18 protein-coding genes and 1 tRNA gene are annotated in these 21,602 nt (G+C 67.8%); 6 read left to right on the top strand and 13 right to left on the bottom strand.

From position 1 onward, the window contains the following. From H507_RS16730 to H507_RS16725, 3 genes are all read right to left on the bottom strand, one after another. Positions 1–1,266: a restriction endonuclease subunit S gene (locus H507_RS16730; RefSeq protein ID WP_051139820.1), complete on the bottom strand. Its 1,266-nt coding sequence runs from the start codon at positions 1,264–1,266 to the stop codon at positions 1–3. Then, positions 1,263–3,041 carry a type I restriction-modification system subunit M gene (locus H507_RS0112430; protein WP_022911025.1) on the bottom strand — a complete coding sequence of 593 codons (1,779 nt, stop codon included), beginning with the start codon at positions 3,039–3,041 and terminating at the stop codon, positions 1,263–1,265. The genes H507_RS16730 and H507_RS0112430 overlap by 4 nt, the downstream gene beginning before the upstream one ends. 125 nt (positions 3,042–3,166) lie before the next feature. Then, positions 3,167–3,673, bottom strand: coding sequence for a hypothetical protein (locus tag H507_RS16725; RefSeq protein WP_022911024.1), 507 nt, complete (start codon positions 3,671–3,673; stop codon positions 3,167–3,169). A gap of 268 nt (positions 3,674–3,941) precedes the next feature. On the opposite strand from H507_RS16725, the gene H507_RS0112420 reads away from it, so the two are divergent. Together H507_RS0112420 and H507_RS0112415 are read left to right on the top strand one after the other, a co-directional pair. Continuing rightward, the gene (locus tag H507_RS0112420) at positions 3,942–4,985 is read left to right on the top strand and encodes an alcohol dehydrogenase catalytic domain-containing protein (protein WP_022911023.1); all 1,044 of its coding nucleotides are present in this window, start codon (positions 3,942–3,944) and stop codon (positions 4,983–4,985) included. A 199-nt stretch (positions 4,986–5,184) separates the two neighbouring features. Further along, positions 5,185–7,425, top strand: a complete 2,241-nt coding sequence (locus tag H507_RS0112415; RefSeq protein WP_157438981.1) for an FG-GAP repeat domain-containing protein — start codon at positions 5,185–5,187, stop codon at positions 7,423–7,425. A 67-nt stretch (positions 7,426–7,492) separates the two neighbouring features. Here H507_RS0112415 and H507_RS0112410 read toward each other — a convergent pair whose 3' ends face one another. Then, positions 7,493–7,837 carry an ArsR/SmtB family transcription factor gene (locus H507_RS0112410; RefSeq protein ID WP_022911021.1) on the bottom strand — a complete coding sequence of 115 codons (345 nt, stop codon included), beginning with the start codon at positions 7,835–7,837 and terminating at the stop codon, positions 7,493–7,495. A gap of 89 nt (positions 7,838–7,926) precedes the next feature. On the opposite strand from H507_RS0112410, the gene arsD reads away from it, so the two are divergent. The 3 genes from arsD to H507_RS16715 all read left to right on the top strand — a co-directional run bounded on the left by arsD (position 7,927) and on the right by H507_RS16715 (position 11,224). Continuing rightward, positions 7,927–8,385, top strand: a complete 459-nt coding sequence (gene arsD, locus H507_RS16720) for an arsenite efflux transporter metallochaperone ArsD (protein ID WP_022911020.1) — start codon at positions 7,927–7,929, stop codon at positions 8,383–8,385. Between the two features lie 17 nt (positions 8,386–8,402). After that, positions 8,403–10,172 carry an arsenical pump-driving ATPase gene (arsA, locus tag H507_RS0112400; protein ID WP_157438999.1) on the top strand — a complete coding sequence of 590 codons (1,770 nt, stop codon included), beginning with the start codon at positions 8,403–8,405 and terminating at the stop codon, positions 10,170–10,172. Between the two features lie 62 nt (positions 10,173–10,234). After that, positions 10,235–11,224 carry an NYN domain-containing protein gene (locus H507_RS16715; RefSeq protein ID WP_022911018.1) on the top strand — a complete coding sequence of 330 codons (990 nt, stop codon included), beginning with the start codon at positions 10,235–10,237 and terminating at the stop codon, positions 11,222–11,224. A 10-nt stretch (positions 11,225–11,234) separates the two neighbouring features. Here the strand turns inward: H507_RS16715 and H507_RS0112390 are convergent, their stop codons facing one another. From H507_RS0112390 to H507_RS16700, 5 genes are all read right to left on the bottom strand, one after another. Then, complete coding sequence (locus H507_RS0112390; RefSeq protein WP_022911017.1) at positions 11,235–11,561, bottom strand: hypothetical protein; 327 nt, start codon at positions 11,559–11,561, stop codon at positions 11,235–11,237. Positions 11,562–11,582: 21 nt separating this feature from the next. Further along, positions 11,583–11,658, bottom strand: a tRNA-Lys gene (locus tag H507_RS0112385). A gap of 204 nt (positions 11,659–11,862) precedes the next feature. Beyond that, positions 11,863–13,356: a patatin-like phospholipase family protein gene (locus tag H507_RS16710; RefSeq protein WP_022911016.1), complete on the bottom strand. Its 1,494-nt coding sequence runs from the start codon at positions 13,354–13,356 to the stop codon at positions 11,863–11,865. A gap of 108 nt (positions 13,357–13,464) precedes the next feature. Then, entirely contained in the window at positions 13,465–15,123 is a 1,659-nt protein-coding gene (locus H507_RS16705; RefSeq protein WP_022911015.1) for an MDR family MFS transporter, read from the bottom strand. Position 15,124: 1 nt separating this feature from the next. Then, positions 15,125–15,628, bottom strand: a complete 504-nt coding sequence (locus H507_RS16700; protein WP_022911014.1) for a MarR family winged helix-turn-helix transcriptional regulator — start codon at positions 15,626–15,628, stop codon at positions 15,125–15,127. Between the two features lie 215 nt (positions 15,629–15,843). Between H507_RS16700 and H507_RS0112365 the strand changes: the two genes are divergently transcribed. Then, positions 15,844–16,770 carry a cation diffusion facilitator family transporter gene (locus H507_RS0112365; protein ID WP_040438582.1) on the top strand — a complete coding sequence of 309 codons (927 nt, stop codon included), beginning with the start codon at positions 15,844–15,846 and terminating at the stop codon, positions 16,768–16,770. Positions 16,771–16,794: 24 nt separating this feature from the next. Here H507_RS0112365 and H507_RS0112360 read toward each other — a convergent pair whose 3' ends face one another. From H507_RS0112360 to dhaM, 4 genes are all read right to left on the bottom strand, one after another. Further along, positions 16,795–18,051, bottom strand: coding sequence for a galactokinase family protein (locus H507_RS0112360; protein ID WP_022911012.1), 1,257 nt, complete (start codon positions 18,049–18,051; stop codon positions 16,795–16,797). Further along, complete coding sequence (locus tag H507_RS0112355) at positions 18,048–18,857, bottom strand: nucleotidyltransferase family protein (RefSeq protein ID WP_022911011.1); 810 nt, start codon at positions 18,855–18,857, stop codon at positions 18,048–18,050. Before H507_RS0112355 ends, H507_RS0112360 begins: the two co-directional genes overlap by 4 nt. Positions 18,858–18,928: 71 nt before the next feature. Then, positions 18,929–19,132 carry a hypothetical protein gene (locus H507_RS0112350; RefSeq protein ID WP_022911010.1) on the bottom strand — a complete coding sequence of 68 codons (204 nt, stop codon included), beginning with the start codon at positions 19,130–19,132 and terminating at the stop codon, positions 18,929–18,931. 77 nt (positions 19,133–19,209) lie between these two features. After that, positions 19,210–21,558 carry a dihydroxyacetone kinase phosphoryl donor subunit DhaM gene (gene dhaM, locus H507_RS16695; protein ID WP_022911009.1) on the bottom strand — a complete coding sequence of 783 codons (2,349 nt, stop codon included), beginning with the start codon at positions 21,556–21,558 and terminating at the stop codon, positions 19,210–19,212. Positions 21,559–21,602 lie beyond the last annotated feature (44 nt).

The following is a 21,602-nucleotide window of genomic DNA, read 5'->3' as shown; positions in this document are numbered from 1 at the left end:
TCACTCCCCGGGGATGCGGCGGCTGGCGGTGGTCACGTCGAGTTCGCCGGTGGCGGCGGCGGTGATCAGAGACGACTTGTACTCGCTGAGCCTGGCGATCTGGTTTGTCAGCAGTTTCTCCGCGCTCAGGGCGACCGAGGACGCATGGCGGACCCGTTCGACGGCCGCCTGCTGAGCGCCGAGACTCGGCAGGGGGACCTCAAGGTCTTGGAGATCGGGGAAGTAGATGGTCTTGTGAGTCGAGCCAGTTGCAAGGTATTTGAGTAAGTACGAACGCATCACGCGCAGCGTCTCCAAGAGGTATGCCGGAATGATCTCGGGGCCACAGGTCCACGTGAAGTAGTCCTGGCTGGTCGCCATATCCTTGCCAAGGATGACCGGGAAGCCTGCGGAGGCCGTGCGACTCAGGGCTACTGTGTTTGCCGGGTGGAGCACGGCCGCGCTGTTCGCGAGACCAAGCTCGCTGATCTGCAGCTCAGTCTGGTCGATGACGTCGATCTGGTCGTACCGAAACTTGTGCACGTCTGCTGTGGTAAGCCACGGGATCGTGCAGTTCTCCCAGTACTCGGGGACCGACCGACTCGGGGTATGACCCGTACCGATCCTCGTGACTTGGAAGAGGCGGCGCAGCGGGCGTCCGGCGCCGACGTGAGTCGCCCAGGGCAGTGGCGTCGCAACCTGACCATCGCGCAAGCCAAGCACTTCGTGCCGGCGCTCGGCTTGCAGGCACTCCTTCACGTGCTGGATCTGCTGGCGGCGGGCGGCGATGATGCGGTCGATCCTGTCCACACGGTCGTCGAGGAAGGCCGCGATCCTCCGTTGCTCCTCGAGAGACAGGTCAGGAAACGGGAAGTTGGCGACCTGGTCGGCATTGAGGTTGGCCTGTGTAGCTGACCTGGCTTGTGCGACTGCTTGTGGCGCGTAGTGCTCTAGCCAGTAGGCGAGGAAGCGTTGATCCGCGAGATCGCTCGCCTCTAGGCCCAACAGTGCCTGATTCCAAGTCGCTTTCACCCCCAATGCGGAGACCGCTCCGACGCTGGCGTACATGGCGAAGAGCACTGTCCCGGCCTGCCCCACGGGGAGGCCTTTTGACGAAGCTCCGGACAGGGACACCAGCTTGTTGGTTCCCGCAACCAATCGGGTTCCGCTCATGTCGCCGATCGCCACCCAGGGGATTCCCTCGGTTGCGTCATCAGTCCACATGGCTTCATCGCTCGTGTCTGGGGTTCCCCCCGCCCTGAGCCTGGCTACGTGCTTGAGCTTCACAGCCCCAACCCCGCCATCCACTCCTGAATCTGACCTTCCAACGCCTTGATCTCCGCGGCGATCTCCTCCACCGCTCGCGGCTGCTCATACACGTAGAACTGCCGCGTGAAGGGGATCTCCACCCCCAACTTGGTCTTCTTGTGGTCGAGCCAGGCGTCGGCCACGTAGGGGTGGATCTCCTCGTGAAGGTGCTTCTCGGCCGACTCGATCAACACCTGCTCGCGCTGACTGGCGTCCAGCTCGAAGAAGCCGGCGGGCAGGGGGACGTTCTCCTGGTCGCGCAGGCTTGCGTCCGCCACGGGCTTGCCGCGCTTGAGGATGGGCCTGCCGTCCTCGTCCTTGGTGGGGCGCTCGACGGTGATGCGCTGGAACCCGAACTCCTCGCGGGGGAGCACCCGCACTCGGGGATCGTCCGCGAATTCGCCCATTGCACCCCCGTACAGACGCACGAGGTCGGCGATGGCGTCACCGGTGAGTTCCTTGCGCTTGTCGCCGAGGGATTTGCGCATCTTGGAGCCGGATTCGCGGCCGTCGATGAGGCGCACCAGACCGCGGGAGGGGTCGTCCTTGCGGTTGGTGAGGATCCACACGTAGGTCGAGATGCCGGTGTTGTAGAACATCTGGTCGGGCAGGGCGACGATGCCCTCGAGCCAGTCGTTCTCGAGAATCCAGCGGCGAATCTCCGACTCGCCCGACCCGGCCTGGCCGGAGAACAGGGGCGAGCCCGACAACACGATGCCGACGCGGGATCCGTCCGGCTTCATCTTCGACAGCATGTGCTGCAGGAACAGCAGCGAGCCGTCGCTGACGCGGGGGAGGCCGGCGCCGAAGCGTCCGTGGAAGCCGAGCAACTCATGCTCGTCCTTGATGGGGCCGGCGTATCCCTTCCAGTCGACCCCATAGGGCGGGTTCGCGAGGATGAAGTCGAACTTGTGGGTGGGGAAGTGGTCCTGGGTGAGGGTGTTGCCATTGGCCATCTGGTCAGGGGAGATGTCCTGCATCATCAGGTCGGACTGGGCGATGGCCCACGTCTCGTCGTTGAGTTCCTGACCGTAGACCTGCACCACGGCGCTGTGGTTGGCCTCGCGGATCTTGTCGAGCGCACCCATCAACATGCCGCCGGTGCCCGCGGCCGGGTCGTAGACGGTGCGGACGGGCTTGGGGTTCTCGACGAGTTCGGTGAGCGTCTGGCCGGTGAGCAGCAGGTCGACCATCAGCGAGATCACCTCACGCGGGGTGTAGTGCTCCCCGGCGGTCTCGTTGCTCATTTCGGAGAACTTCCGCAGCAGTTCTTCGAAGATGTAGCCCATCGCCTCGTTGCTGACCTGGCTCGGACGAAGATCGAGGTCAGCGAAATCGGAGACGACACCGTAGAGAATGCCGGCGCGTTCCATGCGGGAGAGCTTCTCGTCGAGGTTGTAGGCCTCCATCACGCGGTAGGCATCGCGGGAGAGACGGCGGATGTAGCCACCCATGTGCAGGGCGAGGTTCTTGTCGTCGTGCAGCATGCTCGAGAAGGTCAGTGGCGAGGTGTTGTAGAAGCGCTGCTTGGCGATGGACTTGAGCATGTAGTCCTGGCCCTCGTTGATGTCGGTCCAGCCCTCGGCCGCGGCGACGACGGCGTCCTTGGTGTCCGCGAGCACGGCGTCCATGCGGCGCAGCACGAGGAGGGGGAGCATCACCGAGCCGTACTCGTGCTGCTTGAAGGTGCCCCGGAGCTTGTCGGCGACGCGCCACACGAACGCGACCTTGTCGGCAAAGCCTTGTGGGGGCATGGATCTCCTTCGATGGTGGGGGTTGCTGATCAACCTATCCAGTGGGGGTTGCAGGGGGACGCGAAGGGGGTGCCAGTCGGGGCGGCGTGAGGAACTCTGACTCGGGGTGAAGGCGAACGCCCATGTCAGTTCTGGTTGTGATCTCGCAGATTGGAGCTTCCTCCAAGCGCGGCTGAGGCCAGGCCGATGGCGACCACGATGGCGGCTGAGCCGGTAGTGGCCAAGAAGGCCAGAAACTTCTTGTTCTCGCTGTCCTTGGCGGCCTCGTCGTCCACCACCTTCTTGAACAGCTCGAGGATGTGGAGCCGGGCCTCCGGGGATTGGTCGTCACGGTCGAGTTCCCTGTCGAGCACGCGTCGGTAGTCCGCGTAGCCCTCGTGGGCCTTCTTCTGGCTCCTCCAGTTGAAGCGATGGGCCTCTTTGGCCTGGTTCTCCACCTGTTGGAGCGCGCCATTCACGAGTTCCTTGAGGTTGGGGAACTGCCCGACGACCTGCAGGGCCACCTCCTTGTCGAGGTCTGGGAGGGCGGAGGCGAACTCGAGCACCTTGTCTTTGGACAGATTGCGCCAAGAATCGATGTTCAGCTTCTTCATCAGCTCGATCTCGGTCGTGCTGTCATTGATTTCGCTCACGCTTCTCCTTTGGCCCCAGTGCCACAAGCACGCCAGCGACTCTACAAGGAGACTTGCGGGGAAGGTGCCGGCAGGCCGTGCGTGGGGGTTGCGGTGATTGTGAGCCGATCTTTGAACGCCAGCTCCCACGATGGGAGGAGCCGCCACTGCGCCGACCACCACGTGGGAGCAGCGGCGAACCAAGAGGAGTTGTGGTGATCCACGACCGCACGTGACCCTTCGGTGGCTGGGGCGAGTCACTCAGCGGCGCTGATGAAAGGATTCGTCCGTGAGAGCTGTGCGATACGCCGCCTTCGGTCAGCTGCCGGCGGTCGAGGATGTCCCGGACCCTGAGCCGACCGACGGGGGCGTGGTCATCGAGGTTCGCGCGACGGGTCTGTGCCGTTCGGACTGGCATGGCTGGGCCGGTCACGACGCGGACATCACGCCGCCGCACATCCCGGGGCACGAGTTCGCTGGCGTCGTCCGTTCGGTGGGCGCAGGCGTGAAGCGGGTGCGCATCGGCGACCGGGTCGTCGTCCCGTTCGTGCTGGGCTGCGGCGACTGCGACACCTGCCGGGCCGGTGCGGCCCAGGTCTGCCCGAACCAGTGGCAGCCCGGCTTCAACGGGCCGGGATCGTTCGCCGAACTCGTGGCCGTGCCGGCCGCAGACTTCAACGCGGTGACGCTGCCGCCCGAGGTGAGCTTCGAGGTGGCGGCGGGACTCGGCTGCCGGTTCGCGACGGCCTACCGGGGCGTCGTCGACGTCGCGAAGGTGCAGGCGGGGGAGCGCGTCGTCGTCGTGGGGTGCGGTGGCGTGGGACTCGCGGCGGTGATGGTCGCCGCCTCGCTCGGTGCAGAAGTGCTCGCGGTGGACGTGTCGTCCGGGGCGCTGGAGGTCGCTGCATCGGTCGGCGCGACGCATCTGGTCGACGCCGCAGAGTCCATAGCTGACGAGGTGAGACTCGTGTGGTCCGGCGGCGCCGACGTCGCGATCGACGCCCTCGGCAGTATCCCGACCGCCCGCGCCGCAAGCGAGACGTTGGGGGTGCATGGTCGGCATCTGCAGATCGGCCTGCTCCCGCCCGCCGTCGTCGCGGACCGGGCCAGCGTGCCGATGCATCTGGTGATCGCCCGCGAACTGCGGGTGCTCGGCAGCCACGGGATGGCTGCCGCCGACTACCCGCGGATGCTGGCCGACATTGCTGCTGGGCGGCTGCAGCCGGAGCGGCTGCTGGGTCGCACGATCAGTCTGGACGAGGCGCCCGCGGCGCTGGTGGCCATGGGGGACGGATCCATGGCTGTGCCAGGGGTGACGATCATCAGGCCGTGATCACTGGGCGAAGATTCCCCGTTGCGCTGCGAGGCACCTGAGGCGCATTTCGCTCTGCGACGCTCCGTGGTAACGATTTCGACTCGATCGTGGACAAATGCACCACCCCCGGCTGCGCGCTGAACCGGCCCGTGGGTTACCGTGCACGCGTCCGAGTGCTCACCGTCGGTGAGGCGGACCTTTCGAGAAAGAATGAGCCATGGGGGCTACAAGAATTGCGCGGATCGCGCTCGCGACAATGTTGGTCGTCGGGCTGGGACTCGCCGGAGGGGTGGCACACGCCGCCGATGACTTCGCCGCTCCGGTGGTGACCGCATCAACGGTCACCCCGATGGAGGTCGATGTCACCACGGACGCCCAGCAGGTGACCATCGCCGTGACGATCACGGACGAGACGGGAACCGAGGCTCCCACGGCGGTGGTCTCCTCGCCCGACACCCCCAGTGTCGGCAGTGTCGCCCTCGCCCTCTCGTCCGGTACTCCGCAGTCGGGCACCTGGACGGGAACCTACTCAGTGGCGGCTCGTGCGAAGGCCGGCCAGTGGACGGTGAACGTCGGGCCTGTGCGTGACACGCTCGGGAACCAGAGCGCCAGCGCCATCGCTGTTGCCGGGTTCTCCGTGGTGGTGGCCCCCGACACGATGGCCCCGCAGACGTCCAACGTCTCGACCACCCCGTCGATCATCACCCTGCCGGCGGACTCGAACGTTGTGACCGTGGCCCTCGACCTCGCCGACCCCTCGGGCGTGCTCTCCGGGTCCGTGCACCTGGAAGATCCAGCCGGGAACCCCCAACCCAGCGCCTCGCTGGCCCGCTCGAGCGGCACCGAACTCAACGGCAGATGGGGTGCGACCCTGCGCGTTCCGGCCGATACCGCGGCCTCCGGCACATGGACCGTGGTGCTGTCCGACCTGAAGGACAAGGTCGGGAACGTGGCCGACCCGACCACCGTCGGCAACGTCGGTGTGCGGCTGGCCTCCACCGACACCACGCCACCGACCCTGGTCTCGAGCAGCGTCTCCCCGAGCAGTGTCGATGTCACTTCTGCATGGAAGGTGGTGGTGGTGCAGGCCCAGCTCTCCGACCCGTCGGGCGTCAGGCCCCCGATGATCTGTGTGTACGTACAGGGCGGCATCTGTGACCCCGACTACACGATGACGCTCGTCAGCGGCACCGCAGTGTCGGGTACGTGGCGAGCCCAGTACGAGGTACCGGTGCGAGCCCAAGCCGGCACCTGGATCGTCAAGATGGGTCCGGCCAGCGACGCGGTCGGGAACACGTGGACCGCGGTCAAGGAGCTCGCACGCTTCACCGTCGTCAACACCCCCGACGTGGCGGCGCCCGTGGTGGTCGACTCCTTCGTCAGCCCCAGCTCGATCGACGCCTCCCTCACCGACGCCCAGGTGGTCGTCCTGGTGCGCATCAAGGACGCCAGCGGCACCAACCCGCCCACCCTGGCCTTGTACGACAGCCAAGGATTCGTCACCAGCGAGGCGATGGAGCTCTACCAGGGCACCCCCCTGGACGGTTGGTGGATCATGGGTTGGACCATCCCCAAGGGCACCACCCCGTGGGCTCTGACCTTCCGCTTCGACCCTGCGGACCTGTCCGACATCATGGGCAACAACAGCACCACCACCAAGGTGGTGGGCACCGCCAAGGTGATGCCGACCTTCGCCGCGACGGGCAGGTTTGGTGAGCACACGGGTGATTCGTTCGCCGACATCTACGCGGCCGATCAGTACGGCTACTTGTCGTTGTTCCGGACGACCTCGACGGGGTTGTCGCGGTTGGCGTCGTTCGATGCGATGGTCGATGGCGCGACCTACCTCGTGCAGATCGGTGACTGGTCCGGTGATCGTCGCTCAGACACGCTGGTGCGTCGTGCGGACAACAGTCTGTGGATCTACCGGTCGTCGGCTTCGGGTGGTTTGTACCCGTGGCGGAAGGTGGGCCAGAACTGGGGCGGTATGGACAAGATCGTGTTCGCGGGCAAGCTGAGTGGTTCCTCGACGCAGTATGTGGTGGCCAGGCAGAAGTCGACGGGTTTGTTGTACCGGTACCAGATGTCGTCGACGGGTCTGTCGAGTGGAGTGAAGATCGGCAGCGGGTGGAGCGGGATGCGTTTCTTCTTCTCGGTCGGCGACTTCAACGGTGACGGGCGGGGCGACATCATTGGTGTCCGTTCCAGCGACGGGACGATGTGGTTTTATGCGGGTCGTACGAATGGCACCTTGGCCGGCGGCGTTCAGGTGGGGCGCGGATGGGGCGGTTTCGCCCATGCGTTCTCCCCGGGTGACATGTCGGGTGATGGTCGCTTCGACCTGGTGGGTGTGAACTCATCGGGTGTGCTGTACGGCTACAAGAACAACGGACGCGGCGGCTGGTCGGCAGCCACCCAGTTGGGTACCGGGTTCAAGGGCTACACCCTGCTCGCCTGAGCGGGGGACTCCCGGGTCCGGAGCACAAGGGCGCCCGATCCCTCCACGGGGAGGTTTTCGGGCGCCCTCAGCCCATCGCCCCCAAGAAGGTTCGCAGCGCCTCCAGCCCTTCGGGGCGCGGCGTGAAGTGGGCCCATCGTCCCCGCATCTCACGGTTCACCAGGCCAGCCTCCACCAGCTTCTTCAGGTGGTGGGACAAGGTCGGCTGTCCGACCCCGAACACCTCGGGCAGGTGACAGGCGCACACACTGGAACACCTGCTGGCCGCGATGTGGTGGAAGATCCTCAGCCGGACCGGGTCGGCCAGCGCCTTGGCCACCACTGCCAGCGCCTCGGCCTCGGGCACGTCGATCGTCTCCGCAGCCGGTGCGCACAGTTCGACCACCGGGAGGGTCTCTGTGCGGAAGTTCATGGGATCACCCTACCCCGACGTATTGACACTCGTCGATATGAGGACGAGGATCGATGCATCGACACTCGTCAATACGTCCGGAGGTCCCCATGCCCACCATTCGCGTCTTCGAACCCGCCCTGTGCTGCAACACCGGGGTCTGCGGACCGGATGTCGACCAGTCCTTGGTGACTTTCACCGCTGACCTCGATGCGGTCAAAACCCAAGGTGTCGACATCCAACGAGCGAACCTTGCCAGCGACCCGGCCCTGTTCGCCGAGAATCCCGTGGTGGTGAGCTTCCTCCACGCCGCCGGTTCCGCCGGCCTGCCCCTCACCTTGGTCGACGATGTGACCGTGCTGACGGGACGCCACCCCAGTCGCGAGGAACTGCTGCGCTTCGCCGGGTTGGACCCCGTTCCCGCCACTGCCAACCCTCTTCCGATGGCGTCGTCGGGATGCTGCGGGGGGTCGTCCGCTTCGTCGGGCAGTTCGTGCTGCAGTTCATCGGACTCGTCCACCGCCGGGTCGTCCACCGCCGGGTCCTCCACCACCAACGCCTGCTGCTGAATCGGCCGGTACGCATCATGCACTTCCTCGAGAACCCGCCGCGCCACTTCTTCTTCACGGGCAAGGGTGGAGTGGGCAAGACCAGCGTGGCCTGCGCCACCGCCCTCCACCTCGCGCGTTCCGGCAAGCGGGTACTGCTGGTCAGCACCGACCCGGCCAGCAACGTGGGTCAGGTGTTGAAGACCCGGATCGGGGATGCGATCACGCCCATCGAGTCCGTGCCCGGGCTCGACGCCATCGAGATCGACCCCGACGAGGCCGCGCGCGCCTATCGGGAGAAGATCATCGCCCCGGTGCGCCTGATCCTTCCCGCCCGCGAGATCGAGGCGATCACCGAGCAGTTGTCGGGGTCGTGCACCACCGAGATCGCCTCCTTCAACGAGTTCACCGACCTGCTGGCCGACCCGTCGTCCACCGCCGCCTACGACCACGTCATCTTCGACACGGCTCCCACCGGCCACACGATCCGCCTGCTGCAGTTGCCGGGGAGTTGGACGAGCTACCTCGACGACGGCTTGGGGGACGCGTCCTGCCTGGGGCCCATGGCCGGTCTCGAGAAGAGCAGGACCACGTATCGCGCCGCTGTCGAGCGGCTCACCGACCGCGAGGCCACGCGGATCGTCCTGGTCGCGCGGGCGCAAGGCTCCACGCTCGACGAGGTGGCCCGAACCGTGGACGAACTCAGCGAGCTCGGCATCCGGCCCAGTCATCTCGTGGTCAACGGGGTGATGCCGCCCGGGGACTCGGACGACCTTCTGCGCCATGCGATCCAGGAGCGAGAGGCGTCGGCGCTGGCCGAGCTGCCCGCGTGCCTGGCCGAGCTGGAGTGCGACCGGATCGGACTGAAGGTCGAGAACATGGTCGGCCTCCCCGCGCTCGACCTTCTGTTGGCCGAACACGACACTGCGCCTGCCCCGGATGCCCCACTCCTGCCTGACCTGATGCTGCCGTCCCTGGCCGAACTCGTCGACGACCTCGCCACCGAGGACCGCGGTCTGGTGATGACCATGGGCAAGGGCGGCGTGGGCAAGACCACCATCGCGGCCGCCCTGGCCGTCGCGCTCATCGCCCGCGGAAAGCGGGTGCTGCTGACCACGACCGACCCGGCTGCCCACCTTTCGGAGGCGCTGGGTGGCGGACTACCCGGCCTCGAGGTGACCTCCATCGACCCGCACCAAGCCACGTCGGACTATCGCGAGCACGTCATGCGCACCAAGGGGGCAGCGCTGGACGAGGCCGGCCGAGCTGCGTTGGCCGAGGACCTGATGAGTCCGTGCACGGAGGAGATAGCCGTCTTCCAGCAGTTCAGTCGTGCCGTGAACCGGGCCCGCGACCAGTTCGTGATCATGGACACGGCGCCCACCGGTCACACCCTCCTGCTGATGGACGCGACGGGTTCGTACCACCGGGACATCACCCGTCACCTCGACCAGGCACAACTGGCGCGGGTGACCACCCCGCTGATGCGACTGCAGAACCCGGACTACACCAAGATCATCGTCGTCACCTTGGCCGAGACGACGCCGGTGCTCGAGGCGAAAGGGCTGGTGGACGATCTCGCCCGAGCCGAGATCACACCCTGGGCCTGGGTGGTGAACGCCTCGCTGGCTGCCGCTCGTCCCTCCGACCCGTTCCTGGTGCGGCGCGCTCGGCGGGAACTTGAGCAACTGGCCGCCGTGCAGGAGGTCGCGCCGCGGATGGCGGTCGTCCCCATGCAGGTCGAGGAGCCCGTGGGGGTCGAGCTCTTGGCCGGTCTCACCCAGGACGCCTCGTTGGCGGCGATCTGAGCAGGGAGGTCGAGCTGTGGGGTGCTGGGCCCCGGGCTCGGAAGCCCCACTAGGGTGAACCTGTGGACACCGACACCAGCAGCTCGACCCGGATCGCCGTTCTGATCGACTGCGACAACGTCTCCTCCAAGCACATAGCGGCCGTGCTCGAGGAGCTGGCCACCTATGGGGTGCCGACCGTCAAGCGCGCCTACGGCGACTGGACGACAAGCCAGCTCACCGGCTGGAAGCAGGAACTGCTGCGCAACGCCATCCAGCCGGTGCAGCAGTTCGCGAACACGGTGGGCAAGAACAGCACCGACTCCGCCCTGATCATCGACGCGATGGACCTGCTGTGGCAGGGCAACGTCGAGGCCTTCGCCATCGTCTCGTCCGATTCGGACTTCACCCGGTTGGCCACCCGCCTGCGCGAGTCAGGCAAGCGGGTGTTCGGGCTCGGACGCCGCAAGACACCCGAGTCGCTGCGCCGGGCCGTCGACCAGTTCATCTTCCTCGAGGTGCTGCAGGAGCAGGAGCGGCAGGCCGAGGCCGACACCGAGCAGGACTCCGTCGCAACCGACCGCGCAGCAGCAACTGCCTCGGCGACCACGGCTGTCGCGCCCACTTCCCCGGAGTCGGCCGACCGCGGCTCGTCCGGTGCGGACGCTGCGCCCGAGGGGCCGACCATCAACCTGCAGAGCGTGCTCACCAAGGCGATCAACGCCACCTCGGGGGACGACGGGTGGGCCAAGTTGAGCCAGGTGGGCCAGCACCTGAGCCGCGCCCATGCCGACTTCGACCCCCGCGACTTCGGGCATGCCAAGCTCAGCTCCCTGGTCGACGAACAGCCCTATCTCGACACCCGCACCCATGGCAGCGGACGACAGGTGCGCCTGCGCCAGAGGCGCGCCGCCAAGGCCCCAGCGAAAACCACGGCTACGAAGGCTGCGGTCGCGAAGGCTGCGGCCCCGAAAGCCACGGTCGCGAAGGCGACGGCTGGTGAGCCGGCCGATCAGACCGCGCAACGTCCCAAGCGAGCGAGCCGGGCGAAGGCCAAGCCCGAGGCCTCCTGAACGGCAGGCATCACAGGGGAGCCCATCCCGCGCGAACCGGGAACCAGCGGCCGCCCCGTCCGCGCCTGAGGGTCCATCGTCCGCAGTGGGCGACCCGGTCGAGTTCGGTGACGACGGCTCGCACGACGGCCTCGGCGTCCTCGTCCTCGGACCGGTCGTTCGAGGCGGCCACGCCGAATCTCAGGTGGATCTGGGGCTGCCCGCCGATGACCTGGATGCTGCGGTCCTCCACCCGGTGAGTGCGGGAAACCGTTGCCTCCGCCGCGGGGAGCACGCTCTCGTGCGCCACGCCCGGCCTCGTCGCCAGGATGTCGACACTGACGCGGTAGGACGGCACTCGACCACCCTAGGGGCGAGCTGGTGCCCCCAGCGGGGATCGAACCCGCGACCCATGGATTAAAAGTCCACTGCTCTGCCAACTGAGCTATAGGGGCCCGCCAATCCTAGCGGGCACGCACGGCTGGTCATTGCGCGAGGGTGCACCGATCCGGCTGCTCGATGGCACTGAGCCCCCGCAACCTGCCGCTGGGGCGATCCGGAAGCCGGAATGGGTCACCGACCCCCACTGACCCCGCCCGCGCAAGATGAGCCAGGGACGTCGCGGGCCACGCGCCTCGGGCGTGGCAGCCCACCGCCGCTCAGCTCCTGCGGCCCGCCGCACTCAACCACGGTGGACGCCGCGTCGGCTGGGAGGGATGCTGCTCCCACTCGCTGGCCCACCGCTCGTGGCCCTCGGGAAGGGCCTCGTGTCGTGCGTGACCGATGGCGTCGGCGATCTCGAGCTTCACCGCGGTCAGGGCGCGCAACTGGTCCTCGGTCGGCCTTGAACGCTCGCCCCGCCTCCTGACGAAGTGCTCCGCCTCAAGTCGGTGCGCCTCGCACCTCAACTCGATCAGCCTGCGGTGGGTGTTCCGCTGAGCCAGCGGCACGTCGAGATGCGCCTCGGCGGCACGCATCCAGCCGTAGTCCCGGTTGATCCGGATCAGCCCCGGGTCGACCTGCAACGGCTGGTGCACCGGAACCTCCGGTTCGATCACCCGCATGCCCGCCGAGCGGGCATAGGCGATTTCGTCGCGCTCGATCTCGTCCGCCATGATCTCGGTGGCACGCGAGGCGATCAGGGCGATCGAGGAGACGGCGAAGCTGTGCTTGGGAGGGTTGTCGACCGCGGCCGAGCTGACCACCCAGCAGCGATCCACCCCCAGCTTGGCTGCCATTTCGGCGGGGATGTTCTCCCGGACACCCCCGTCGACGTAGTACTCGCCCTCCAACTCCACCGGGGCGAACACCGCCGGGATCGAGCAGGAGGCCAGTACCCCGCGGGAGAAGTCGTGCACCTCGTGGCCGACCACTTCGTCGTCGCGATCGACGAGCCGCCCGTCCTGACGCATGAATCGCAGCTCGCCCGACTCCAGACAGACGGTCGAGATCCGCACCGTCATGCCCGACGAGGCGACCTTGTCGGAGCGGTACGTCTGCTCGTCCAACAACCGCTCGAGCAGGGGACCTGGACGGTACATCGAGCGGGTCGCCTCAGCTCCCCGCAGGATGGTGCCGAGATCCGAAGGCGCCCCCCGTAACCGCGGCAGGCTCGACATCAGTTGCATCACCACCGAGGGCGACCAGCCGCTGGTCTCGGGGGTGTTCTCGGCCATCGCGATCCGGAGGGTCTCCGCCTGGCCGGACAGCTGTTCCTCATCCGCGAGCGGGGGATCGTCGTCCGTGGCGCGCTTCCTGGTCGCTCCCAGCTTGGGCGCGGACGGCATCGGACGCTCGGTGGAGAGCAGCGCGACCCACTCCTGGCCCCGCGCCTGCAGGGTGGTGAACCAAGGCCGCTCGGTGAACATGTCTGACTGACGGCGCAGTTCGTACAAGAGCCCCTCCAGCTGCCTGACTCCGGCGGCCTGCTCCTCTGGGTCGGTGCTCTGTCCGATCATGGCAGACAGGATCGAACCGGAGGACGTGCCCACCACCACACTCGGCCGGATCCCCACCACCTCGTAGAGGTAACGCAGGGCACCCAGCTGGAAGCTCACCTTGGAGCCCCCTCCCGAGAGGACGAGGCCCTCGACGGGGTTGGCGCCGTGCGACCACGGCAAGGTGGGCAGTCCACTCCACGAGAACCGCGACATGGCCTCAGCCTAGGTGACATGCGACTGCCCCCCGTGGGAGGGGAGCCGCCATTCGCGGTCATCCTTCCCCCGGGGGGCAGGTTGTTGTCACCGATGGCCCCAGCCTCGTCACTCGGCCGCGGGGCGCTCCCCACCCTGGAGCTCGACGTGGGGGAGCAGGAAGGTCACCAACCAACCCACGAACATGACGCAGGCACCCACCAGGAAGACGAGGTTCATCGAGTTCGAGAAGCCCTCGAGGAAGGGCCTGGCCAGACGCGGGTCCAAGTGCTGGATGAACGAACTGTCGCTCAACGGGTTGAGCCCGCCCCGGTCGCCGGACTGCAGCGCCTTGACGAAGGCCTGGTTGACCGGGTTCTGCATCACCTGGGGATCCTTGACGGCCGCCTGGAACTCGGCCGTGGGCACCCATCTGGTGAATGCCTCTGCCAACTTGGTCGGCACCACCGAGAAGAGGATCGACAGGAAGACCGCGGTACCCAGGGTGCCTCCGATCTGGCGGGTGAACGTGGCCGACGAGGTGGCCACTCCCATGTCCTTGCGGTCGGCGGAGTTCTGCACCGCCAGCATCAGGGGCTGCATCATGAAGCCCAGCCCCAGCCCGAACACGATCATGGGAAGCATCACCTTCCACATGGCCGTGTCGTAGCGCAGGAAGCTGAAGAGCACCAGCCCCACGGTCAGCAGCAACCCGCCCATGCGGATGAAGCGGCGGTAGCGTCCGAACTTGCTGATCAGCTGTCCAGCCAACACCGAACCGGTCATGATGCCCAAGGTGAGCGGCAGCATCAGCAGGCCGGCCTTGGTGGGGGAGGCGCCGCGGACGATCTGGAGGTACAGCGGCAGCATGGCCAGACCACCGAACATGCCGATGCCGATCACCACCGAGATGATGGACGAGATGCCGATCGTGCGGTTGCGGAACAGGTGAAAGGGCAACAGAGCCTCGTCGCCCATGCGCCTCTCGATGAGGGCGAACGAGACGATTCCGACCAGGCCGACGGCGTAGCAGAGGATCGAGTCCAATGAACCCCAGCCCCACGTGCGGCCCTGCTCGGCCACCAGCAGCAGCGGGACCGCGGCGACGGAGAGCGCCGCAGCACCCCACCAGTCGATGCGGTGGTCGAGGCGTCGATGACGCAGGTGCAGGGTTCGTGCCACCACGAGGAAGGCAATCAGTCCGAGAGGCACGTTCACCAGGAAGACCCAGCGCCAGCCCGAGACCCCGAGGATGGATGACTGGCCAGCCAGGAACCCACCGACCACCGGGCCCAGCACCGACGAGGTGCCGAAGACGGCGAGGAAGAAGCCCTGATAGCGGGCGCGCTCCCGCGGGGGGACGATGTCACCGAGGATCGCCAGCGCCAAGGAGAACAGGCCTCCGGCGCCGAGTCCCTGGACGGCGCGGAAGACCGCCAACTGGTACATCGACCCCGCCAGCGAGCACAGCGCCGACCCGAAGACGAAGATGGTGATGGCGGAGAGGAAGAAGCGCTTGCGCCCGTAGATGTCCGACAGCTTGCCGTACAAGGGCGTGACGATGGTCGAGGTGATCAGGTAGGCGGTGGTGGCCCAAGCCTGCTGGCTCAGACCGTCCAGATCGTCGGCGATCGTGCGGATGGCCGTGGCGACGATGGTCTGGTCGAGCGCGGCCAGGAACATGCCGGTCATCAGGCCGATCAGGATGGTGACGATCTGCGCGTGGGTGAGGCCGGCGTCGGCCTGGGCGCTGGCTGGTGCCGATTCGGCGGTGGCGTGGGAGGTCATGTCAGCACTCCTGCTGGTCGGTGGTGGGCTGGGACGATGCTGGAACCGAGGACTTGGCTTCGCGGAGCCGCTGCAGCCCGACCTCGAGGTCGTCGAGGAAGCGGGCGAGCAGGTGGGTGAACTGGTCCCGGTCCTCCGCGGACCAGCCAGCCATCACCTCGTCCAACTGCTGGTTGCGGGAGGCGCGGAGGGCGAGGACGAAGGCCTTGCCCTGCTCGGTGATGCCCAGTTGGGCCGCGCGGCGGTCCTGCGGGTCGGGCACCTTCTCGATCAGCCCCAGTTGGGTGAGGTGGCTGACCTGTCGGCTGGTGGTCGAGACGTCGGCGTGCAGGGCCTGGGCCAGGTCGCTGAGTCTCTGGGGTTCGGCCCAGACCCGGAACAGGATGGGGTAGTGGAAGGGATCCACGTCGGGGTGGGGCACCTGCATCAGGTGCTTGCCGGCCTGGATCAGCTTGACGAGTCGCATCAAGTGGTCACCCAAGGTGCGGGCGGGAGGCGTGGGCACGGCGGTTCCTTCGAGCGGATCATGGATCGGAGCGGCCAGTGCCGCTCAGGAGCGTTGATTGCACCCCGCAATTAGTTTGCGCCGGGTGTTTGCAGGATGCAAACGAAATCTGTTCGCCCTCGGCTGAGGGGTGGGGGAGTGGTCTGCCGCAGGTGGGTCTCTCGTCGGCGACCCCCGCGAGGGTCCCGGCCCGCGAGTTCTGGGAGAATGCTGACGTGACCACGCCTGTCGACTCCATCCACCACCGCGCCGCTCCCGAAGACCTGAGTCGGTTCGCCTGGCTCTCGATCGCGGCTGCGATCGTCACGATCGCCCTCAAGACCGGTGCCTGGTTGATGACCGGATCGGTCGGTCTGCTCTCGGACGCGGCCGAGTCGATCGTCAACCTGGTGGCGGCCATCGTCGCCCTGGTCGCGCTCAAGGTGGCCATTCGTCCGCCCAGCAAGTCCTTCCAGTACGGCCACTCGAAGGCTGAGTACTTCTCGGCTGCGGTCGAGGGGATCATGATCTTCGTCGCCGCGGCGGTGATCATGTACTCGGCCATCACCCGCTTCTTCTCACCGCAGCCCCTGGAGAACATCGGCGTCGGTCTGGCCGTCTCGGCGCTGGCCTCGGTGATCAACGGGCTGGTGGCGTGGGTGCTGATCCGGGCCGGACGCAACCACCGCTCGGTCACCCTTCGGGCCGACGGCCACCACCTGCTGACCGACGTGTGGACCTCGGTCGGCGTCATCGTCGGTGTCGGGCTCGTCGTGATCACTCACTGGACGCGGCTGGATGCCATCGTCGCCTTCGCGGTGGGCATCAACATCCTGGTGACCGGGTGGCGCCTGATCGCCGAGTCGACCGCTGGCCTGATGGACGCCTCGCTGTCGAAGGACGACAACGAGGCCATCGTGGCGCTGCTCGACCGCTTCAGCTCCGAGGAGATCATCTTCCACGCCCTGCGCACCCGCGAGTCAGGGCGGCGACAGTTCATGGCGGTGCACATGTTGGTGCCCGGCGACTGGAGCGTGCAGCAGGGTCACGACGCCGTCGAGGACGTCACCGAGGAACTGCTGAAGCTGATGCCCGAACTGAGGATCACGATGCACCTGGAGCCGATCGAGGATCCTCGATCCTATGAGGACATGGACATCTGAGACCGACCTTGCAGGCAGCCGTGCTCAGCCGATGGCGACGGGCCGAGCCGGGTCACCCGGGCGGGTGACCAACGTGGTCGCGCGGGCACCGGCGTCCGGGAACTGCGCGCGGTACTCGGCCAGCCAGCCGGCGGCGAACTCCTCGGCGTCGACCGTGGGGACAAGCGCCCACACCGAACCACCGAAGCCTGCCCCGAAGGCCGAGGCAGCCAGCGCGCCGCGCTCGCGTGCCAACCGGGCCAGGGCGACGGTCTCGTCCACCTGGTTGCCCAGGTCGGTGGTGGTCAACCGCTGCGACTGGTCGACGAGTCGTCCGAACCCGACGAGGTCACCTGCCGCCAAGGCCGCCGCAGCGGCGGGGACGATGCGGTCGGACTCCTCGAGGAATTGGTGCAACCGCTTCGCAAGACGGTCGTCGCCGGCCACCAGGGCCCGTAGCCGGTCGGGAGCATCGGGTGAGGAGGCGACGGCGTCGGCGAGCACCACGTCGGAGCGCCCGGTCTGGGCGTTCCAGCGGTCGACGATCTCGAGGGTCGACAGTGAGGCCCGGTTGTAGAGGTCACGGGCGGCACCGGTCTTCTCGGCGGCCACCCCCGAGACGGCCACGACGAACGACAGGTCGTCGGGGAAGGGGATCTGGGCCTCCTCCCGGATGGGGCAGAACGAGAACTGACCGAGGTGGCCGGTGACGCCGCAGAGCATGCCGGTGTGGTCCTCGGATCCACCGAAGGTTCCGACCCCCCGATGTCCCGCCAGGCTGCCGAAAGACATGCCGTTCTCGATGCAGGCCACGTAGCCGGCCAGGTCGATACGGGTGGCGATGTTCTCACGCCACGCCGGGTGGTCGGTGATCGAGTTGAGGTCGACCAGCGCCAAGGCGATCGCGGTGATGAGGGCCGATGACGACGACATGCCACTGGCCAGTGGAAGGTCCGAGCTGACCTCGATCTCGGCCGGGGGCAGGGCACCGAAATTGGAGCCGAGACGGTCGACGACAGTGGCCAGGTAGTGGCCCCAGTGGCCCTCGGGCAGGGATGCTCCATGGCCCGAGCGGGGTGCCTCACCGGTACGCATCAGCACCACCTCGCCCGGGGTGGCGTCGGTTCGTCCGATGAACTCGTCGCCCGACGCGAACCTCGCCTCGACGGTCACACCCCGGTCGACGGCGGCCAGCAGCGAGCGGCCGCCGGCGTAGTCGGTGTGCTTGCCCAACACCTCGATGCGCCCGGGCACGAACCACCGCACGACGGCGTCGACCCGTCGGCCGGTCTGGGCGCTCACAGGGTGCACGGACGATCTGCGAGGGCCTCGACGACCGAGGCGATGTCGCCGCGGTTCGACATGTCGAGCACCCCGGCCCGCACGGGCACCAGGGTGACGGTCTCACCGGACTCGATGGCTGCCCGCACGGCGTCCACGATCTCGTACTCGCCGCGCGCCGACAGCGGCACGTGGCGGGCGGCCTCGAGCACGGCGGGCCCGAGCAGCCAGCAGTTCATCGACACCAGCGGCGACTCACCGGCAGCGGCCACCTGGTCGGGGGAGGGCTTCTCGATCAGCGAGGTCAGGTGTCCCTGGTCGTCCGCGGTGACCAGGGCGAAGGCGGCGACCCGGTCGGCAGGGATGTTCGACTGCTCGATCATGGCGCGGGAGTCGAATCCCAGCAGCCCGGAGGTGGTCAGCCCGTTGAGCAGCGCCACCGCCTCGGCGGGGTAGTAGTTGTCGGAGTTCACCAGCAGCACCCGGTCGTCACCCGCGAAGTCCGCGGCGGCGAGGTAGGCGTTGGCGGTACCGAGCGGCTCCTCCTGCACGGCGTAGCTGATCGTCACGCGGGTCTTCTCGACGCTGTCGTAGTGGTCGCGGATCACCTGGTGCTCGGGCCCGATCACCAAGCAGATATCGGTGAAACCGGCATCGGCCAGGGCCGAGATGACATGGTCGAGGAAGGGGCGTCCGACCGAGATCATCGCCTTCACGCCGGAATCGGCGGCGGCCTGTTGCTGCTCGGTGAGCGCGACCCCGTCGGCCTGCTTGCGCATGCGCGAGCCGAGCCCGCGCGCCATGATCACTGCCTTGGTGTTCGCCATGACGGCAGCCTAGTGAGCGGGTGACGCGCGCTGCGCCAGATGCGCACCCCCCTGAGCGTCGTGCCGCCGGTTCAGGAGGCGGGCGTGTCGGGGGCGACGGGCACCACCTGACCGTCGGCGGTCAGCACGGGCTCCTCCAGCCCCTCCGACTCATGGGGTGCGGTGTCCCGGTCGCCGTCGCTGCGGGGCACGTCCTCGTCGCCGTCGATCTCCTCGATGATGGCTGCTTCCTCGATGGCGTCGAGCGGGTCGAAGTCACTGGGTGGCTCGGTCATGGCCCCAACCTAGTCACGCTCCCGATGCAGGGGACAGGTTCACGCGCAAGGGGGCTCGGTCGCCGCCGTGGGACTGGTCAGGCCTCCCGCACGGACTGCTTGACCAGCGCCACCATCGAGGGGCGCACGCTCAACTCGGTCACCCCTGCGCGGATCAGTCGCGGTACCGCGTCGAGGTCACTGGCGAGGTCACCGCAGACACTGACCGGCAGGCCCATCAGTCCCAGGCAGGTCATGGTGATCAGGTCGAAGACCGCTTCGGACGAGTCCCGGGCGAGCCGTTGGACCGAGGCGTTGCCCCGGTCGACGGCGGCCGTGTACTGGGTGAGGTCGTTGGTGCCGATGCTCGCGAAGTCGACCAGGTCGACGAAGTCGCCGGCGCGGATGGCTGCGGCTGGCACCTCGACCATCATGCCGAGCGGCACGGGATCGGAGTGGAGTTCCCGACACACTGCCTCGAGTCGCCGCCGCGCCCACAGCACCTCGTCGGTGGTGGTGACCATCGGCAGCATCACCTTCACCGGGGTCTGGCGGTTGGCGAGCACGACCGCCCGCAACTGCTCGTCGAAGACCTCGGGCACCCGCCTCATCGTCCGCACGCCGCGTTCGCCGAGGAAGGGGTTCAGTTCGGCGACCTGGTCGATGAAGCGCAGCGGCTTGTCAGCGCCGGCGTCCCAGGTGCGCACGGTGATCGGACGACCGCCCAGGGCCCGGCCCACGGCGATGAACACCTCCGCCTGTTCCTCAGCCGAGGGCGCCGTTGCGCGGTCCCCGAACAGCAGTTCGGTGCGCACCAGACCTGATCCGTCCGCACCTTGGTCGGATGCGACCTGCGCATCGGTCAGGTTGGAGATGTTGGCCTTCACCACGATCAGGGCGCCCTGGCGGGTCATGGCCTCCTCGTGGCCGTGCTGGCGGGCCTCGACCTCGGCCTGGGTCCGCTCGGCGCCGCGGCGCCGCAGGTCGTCCAACTCGGCTGGTGACGGGTTGACCCACACCCGCTGTTCGACGGGGTCGACAGCGACGAGGTCCCCGGTCACGACCGACAACTCAGCCTGGCCGGTCACCACGGGTATGCCCCGCGAACCGGCCACCAGGGCCCCGTGCCCGGTCGCCCCACCGGCACGGGTCAGCACGGCGAGGGTGAGGGACGCGTCGAGCGAGGAGGCGGTGAGGGCGTCGAGTTCCTGCACCACCAGCACGTGCTCGCCCTCGGTCACGGGGCTGTCGTCCGAGGGGCGCAGCAGGGCTTCGAGCAGTTGGCGGCGCAGGGAGCGAAGGTCCTGCGCGCGATCGCGCAGGTGGGGGTCGGCGAGTTGGTCGAATTCGGCGGCCACCTGCCCGAAGACGGTGTCGACCGCCTCCACGACCCCGGAACCGGCGGCGACGCGGTCTCGTACCGAGGTCGCCAACTCGTCGAGCAGGGCCAGTTGTGCGGCGAAGATGTCGCCGTGTGAGCGCTGGGATCGGGCCTGCAGGTCGGCGACGAGGTCCGTGAGCACCCGGTCAGCCCTGGCGGGCTCGTCGGTCGACGGCGTGTGGGTCGAGAGGTCGAGGTCGTCGGAGACCACCACGGCCGGGCCGACGACGACCTGCCGCCCGGTGAGGTGGCTCCCGGCAGGGCCACCTCCGGGGGTTCCACCCGACGCCATCCCGGCGCTGGCCGCCGAGGTGTCGGGCTCGCGCTCGCCGAACTGGTCGGACACGAGTTCGGCCAGGCGGTCGATCGCCTGCTGCGCCTGCGGGCCGACGGCTGCCGCGGCCAGGTGCTGGCCGTGGGCGACACCCAGCGTGGCCACCTTGGTGACCGAGGTCGCGGGTACCGGACCTCGTCCGGTGGTGGCATTCGACAGCACCACCTCGGCATCGAAGGCGCGCAGTGCGCTGACCAACTGGGCGACGGGTCGGGCGTGGAGCCCATGCTGCATGGTGATCTCGAACTCCGCGGTCACCGGATCACCGGCTGCCGCGGTGGTGGGGCCGGGGGAGGGAGCTGGCTGCCCTTGGTCGTCATCGACTGCGCCCAGGTGGTCACGCTTGGCCGACAGGGCCGACAGCGCCTCATCGGCGACCTCGTCGAGACTGGCTCCCGAGGCCGCACTGACGGCCGCCACCAGCAGGCCCTCCACCAGTGGGGCGGGGGAGAGCCTCACTCGTGCTGACTGGTCGGGGTCGAGGAACTCACAGGCCATCTCGGCCGACAGCACCGCGGATCCGAGATCCATCAGCACGAGCACGCCCTCACCCGAGTCTGCCCGCTGGATGGCGTCGGCGATGGCCACGGCGTCGGTGCCGAACCCGCCGTCCGCGGTACCCGCGGCACGTTCAAGGCGTACCCCCGAGTCGGCGGGCACCATCTCGCGGGCGAGCGAGGCAGCGGCCTCGGCCACGGCGGTGCTGTGCGAGACGACCACCACCCCGATCATCGGTTCACCTCGAACCCATCCCCCATGCCCAACACCCCCATGCC

The sequence above is a fragment of the Aestuariimicrobium kwangyangense DSM 21549 genome (genome assembly GCF_000421525.1).
GTDB classification, from domain to species: Bacteria; Actinomycetota; Actinomycetes; order Propionibacteriales; family Propionibacteriaceae; genus Aestuariimicrobium; species Aestuariimicrobium kwangyangense.
This window is presented reverse-complemented; position numbering and strand designations above follow the sequence as displayed.

Bases quoted from the DNA above. Each gene is read 5' to 3' on its own strand.
- H507_RS0112430 (WP_022911025.1), bottom strand. From the start codon at position 3,041: ATGCCCCCACAAGGCTTTGCCGACAAGGTCGCGTTCGTGTGGCGCGTC.
- H507_RS0112415 (WP_157438981.1), top strand. From the start codon at position 5,185: ATGGGGGCTACAAGAATTGCGCGGATCGCGCTCGCGACAATGTTGGTC.
- H507_RS0112410 (WP_022911021.1), bottom strand. From the start codon at position 7,837: ATGAACTTCCGCACAGAGACCCTCCCGGTGGTCGAACTGTGCGCACCG.
- arsD (WP_022911020.1), top strand. From the start codon at position 7,927: ATGCCCACCATTCGCGTCTTCGAACCCGCCCTGTGCTGCAACACCGGG.
- arsA (WP_157438999.1), top strand. From the start codon at position 8,403: ATGCACTTCCTCGAGAACCCGCCGCGCCACTTCTTCTTCACGGGCAAG.
- H507_RS16710 (WP_022911016.1), bottom strand. From the start codon at position 13,356: ATGTCGCGGTTCTCGTGGAGTGGACTGCCCACCTTGCCGTGGTCGCAC.
- H507_RS16705 (WP_022911015.1), bottom strand. From the start codon at position 15,123: ATGACCTCCCACGCCACCGCCGAATCGGCACCAGCCAGCGCCCAGGCC.
- H507_RS0112355 (WP_022911011.1), bottom strand. From the start codon at position 18,857: ATGGCGAACACCAAGGCAGTGATCATGGCGCGCGGGCTCGGCTCGCGC.
- H507_RS0112350 (WP_022911010.1), bottom strand. From the start codon at position 19,132: ATGACCGAGCCACCCAGTGACTTCGACCCGCTCGACGCCATCGAGGAA.
- dhaM (WP_022911009.1), bottom strand. From the start codon at position 21,558: ATGATCGGGGTGGTGGTCGTCTCGCACAGCACCGCCGTGGCCGAGGCC.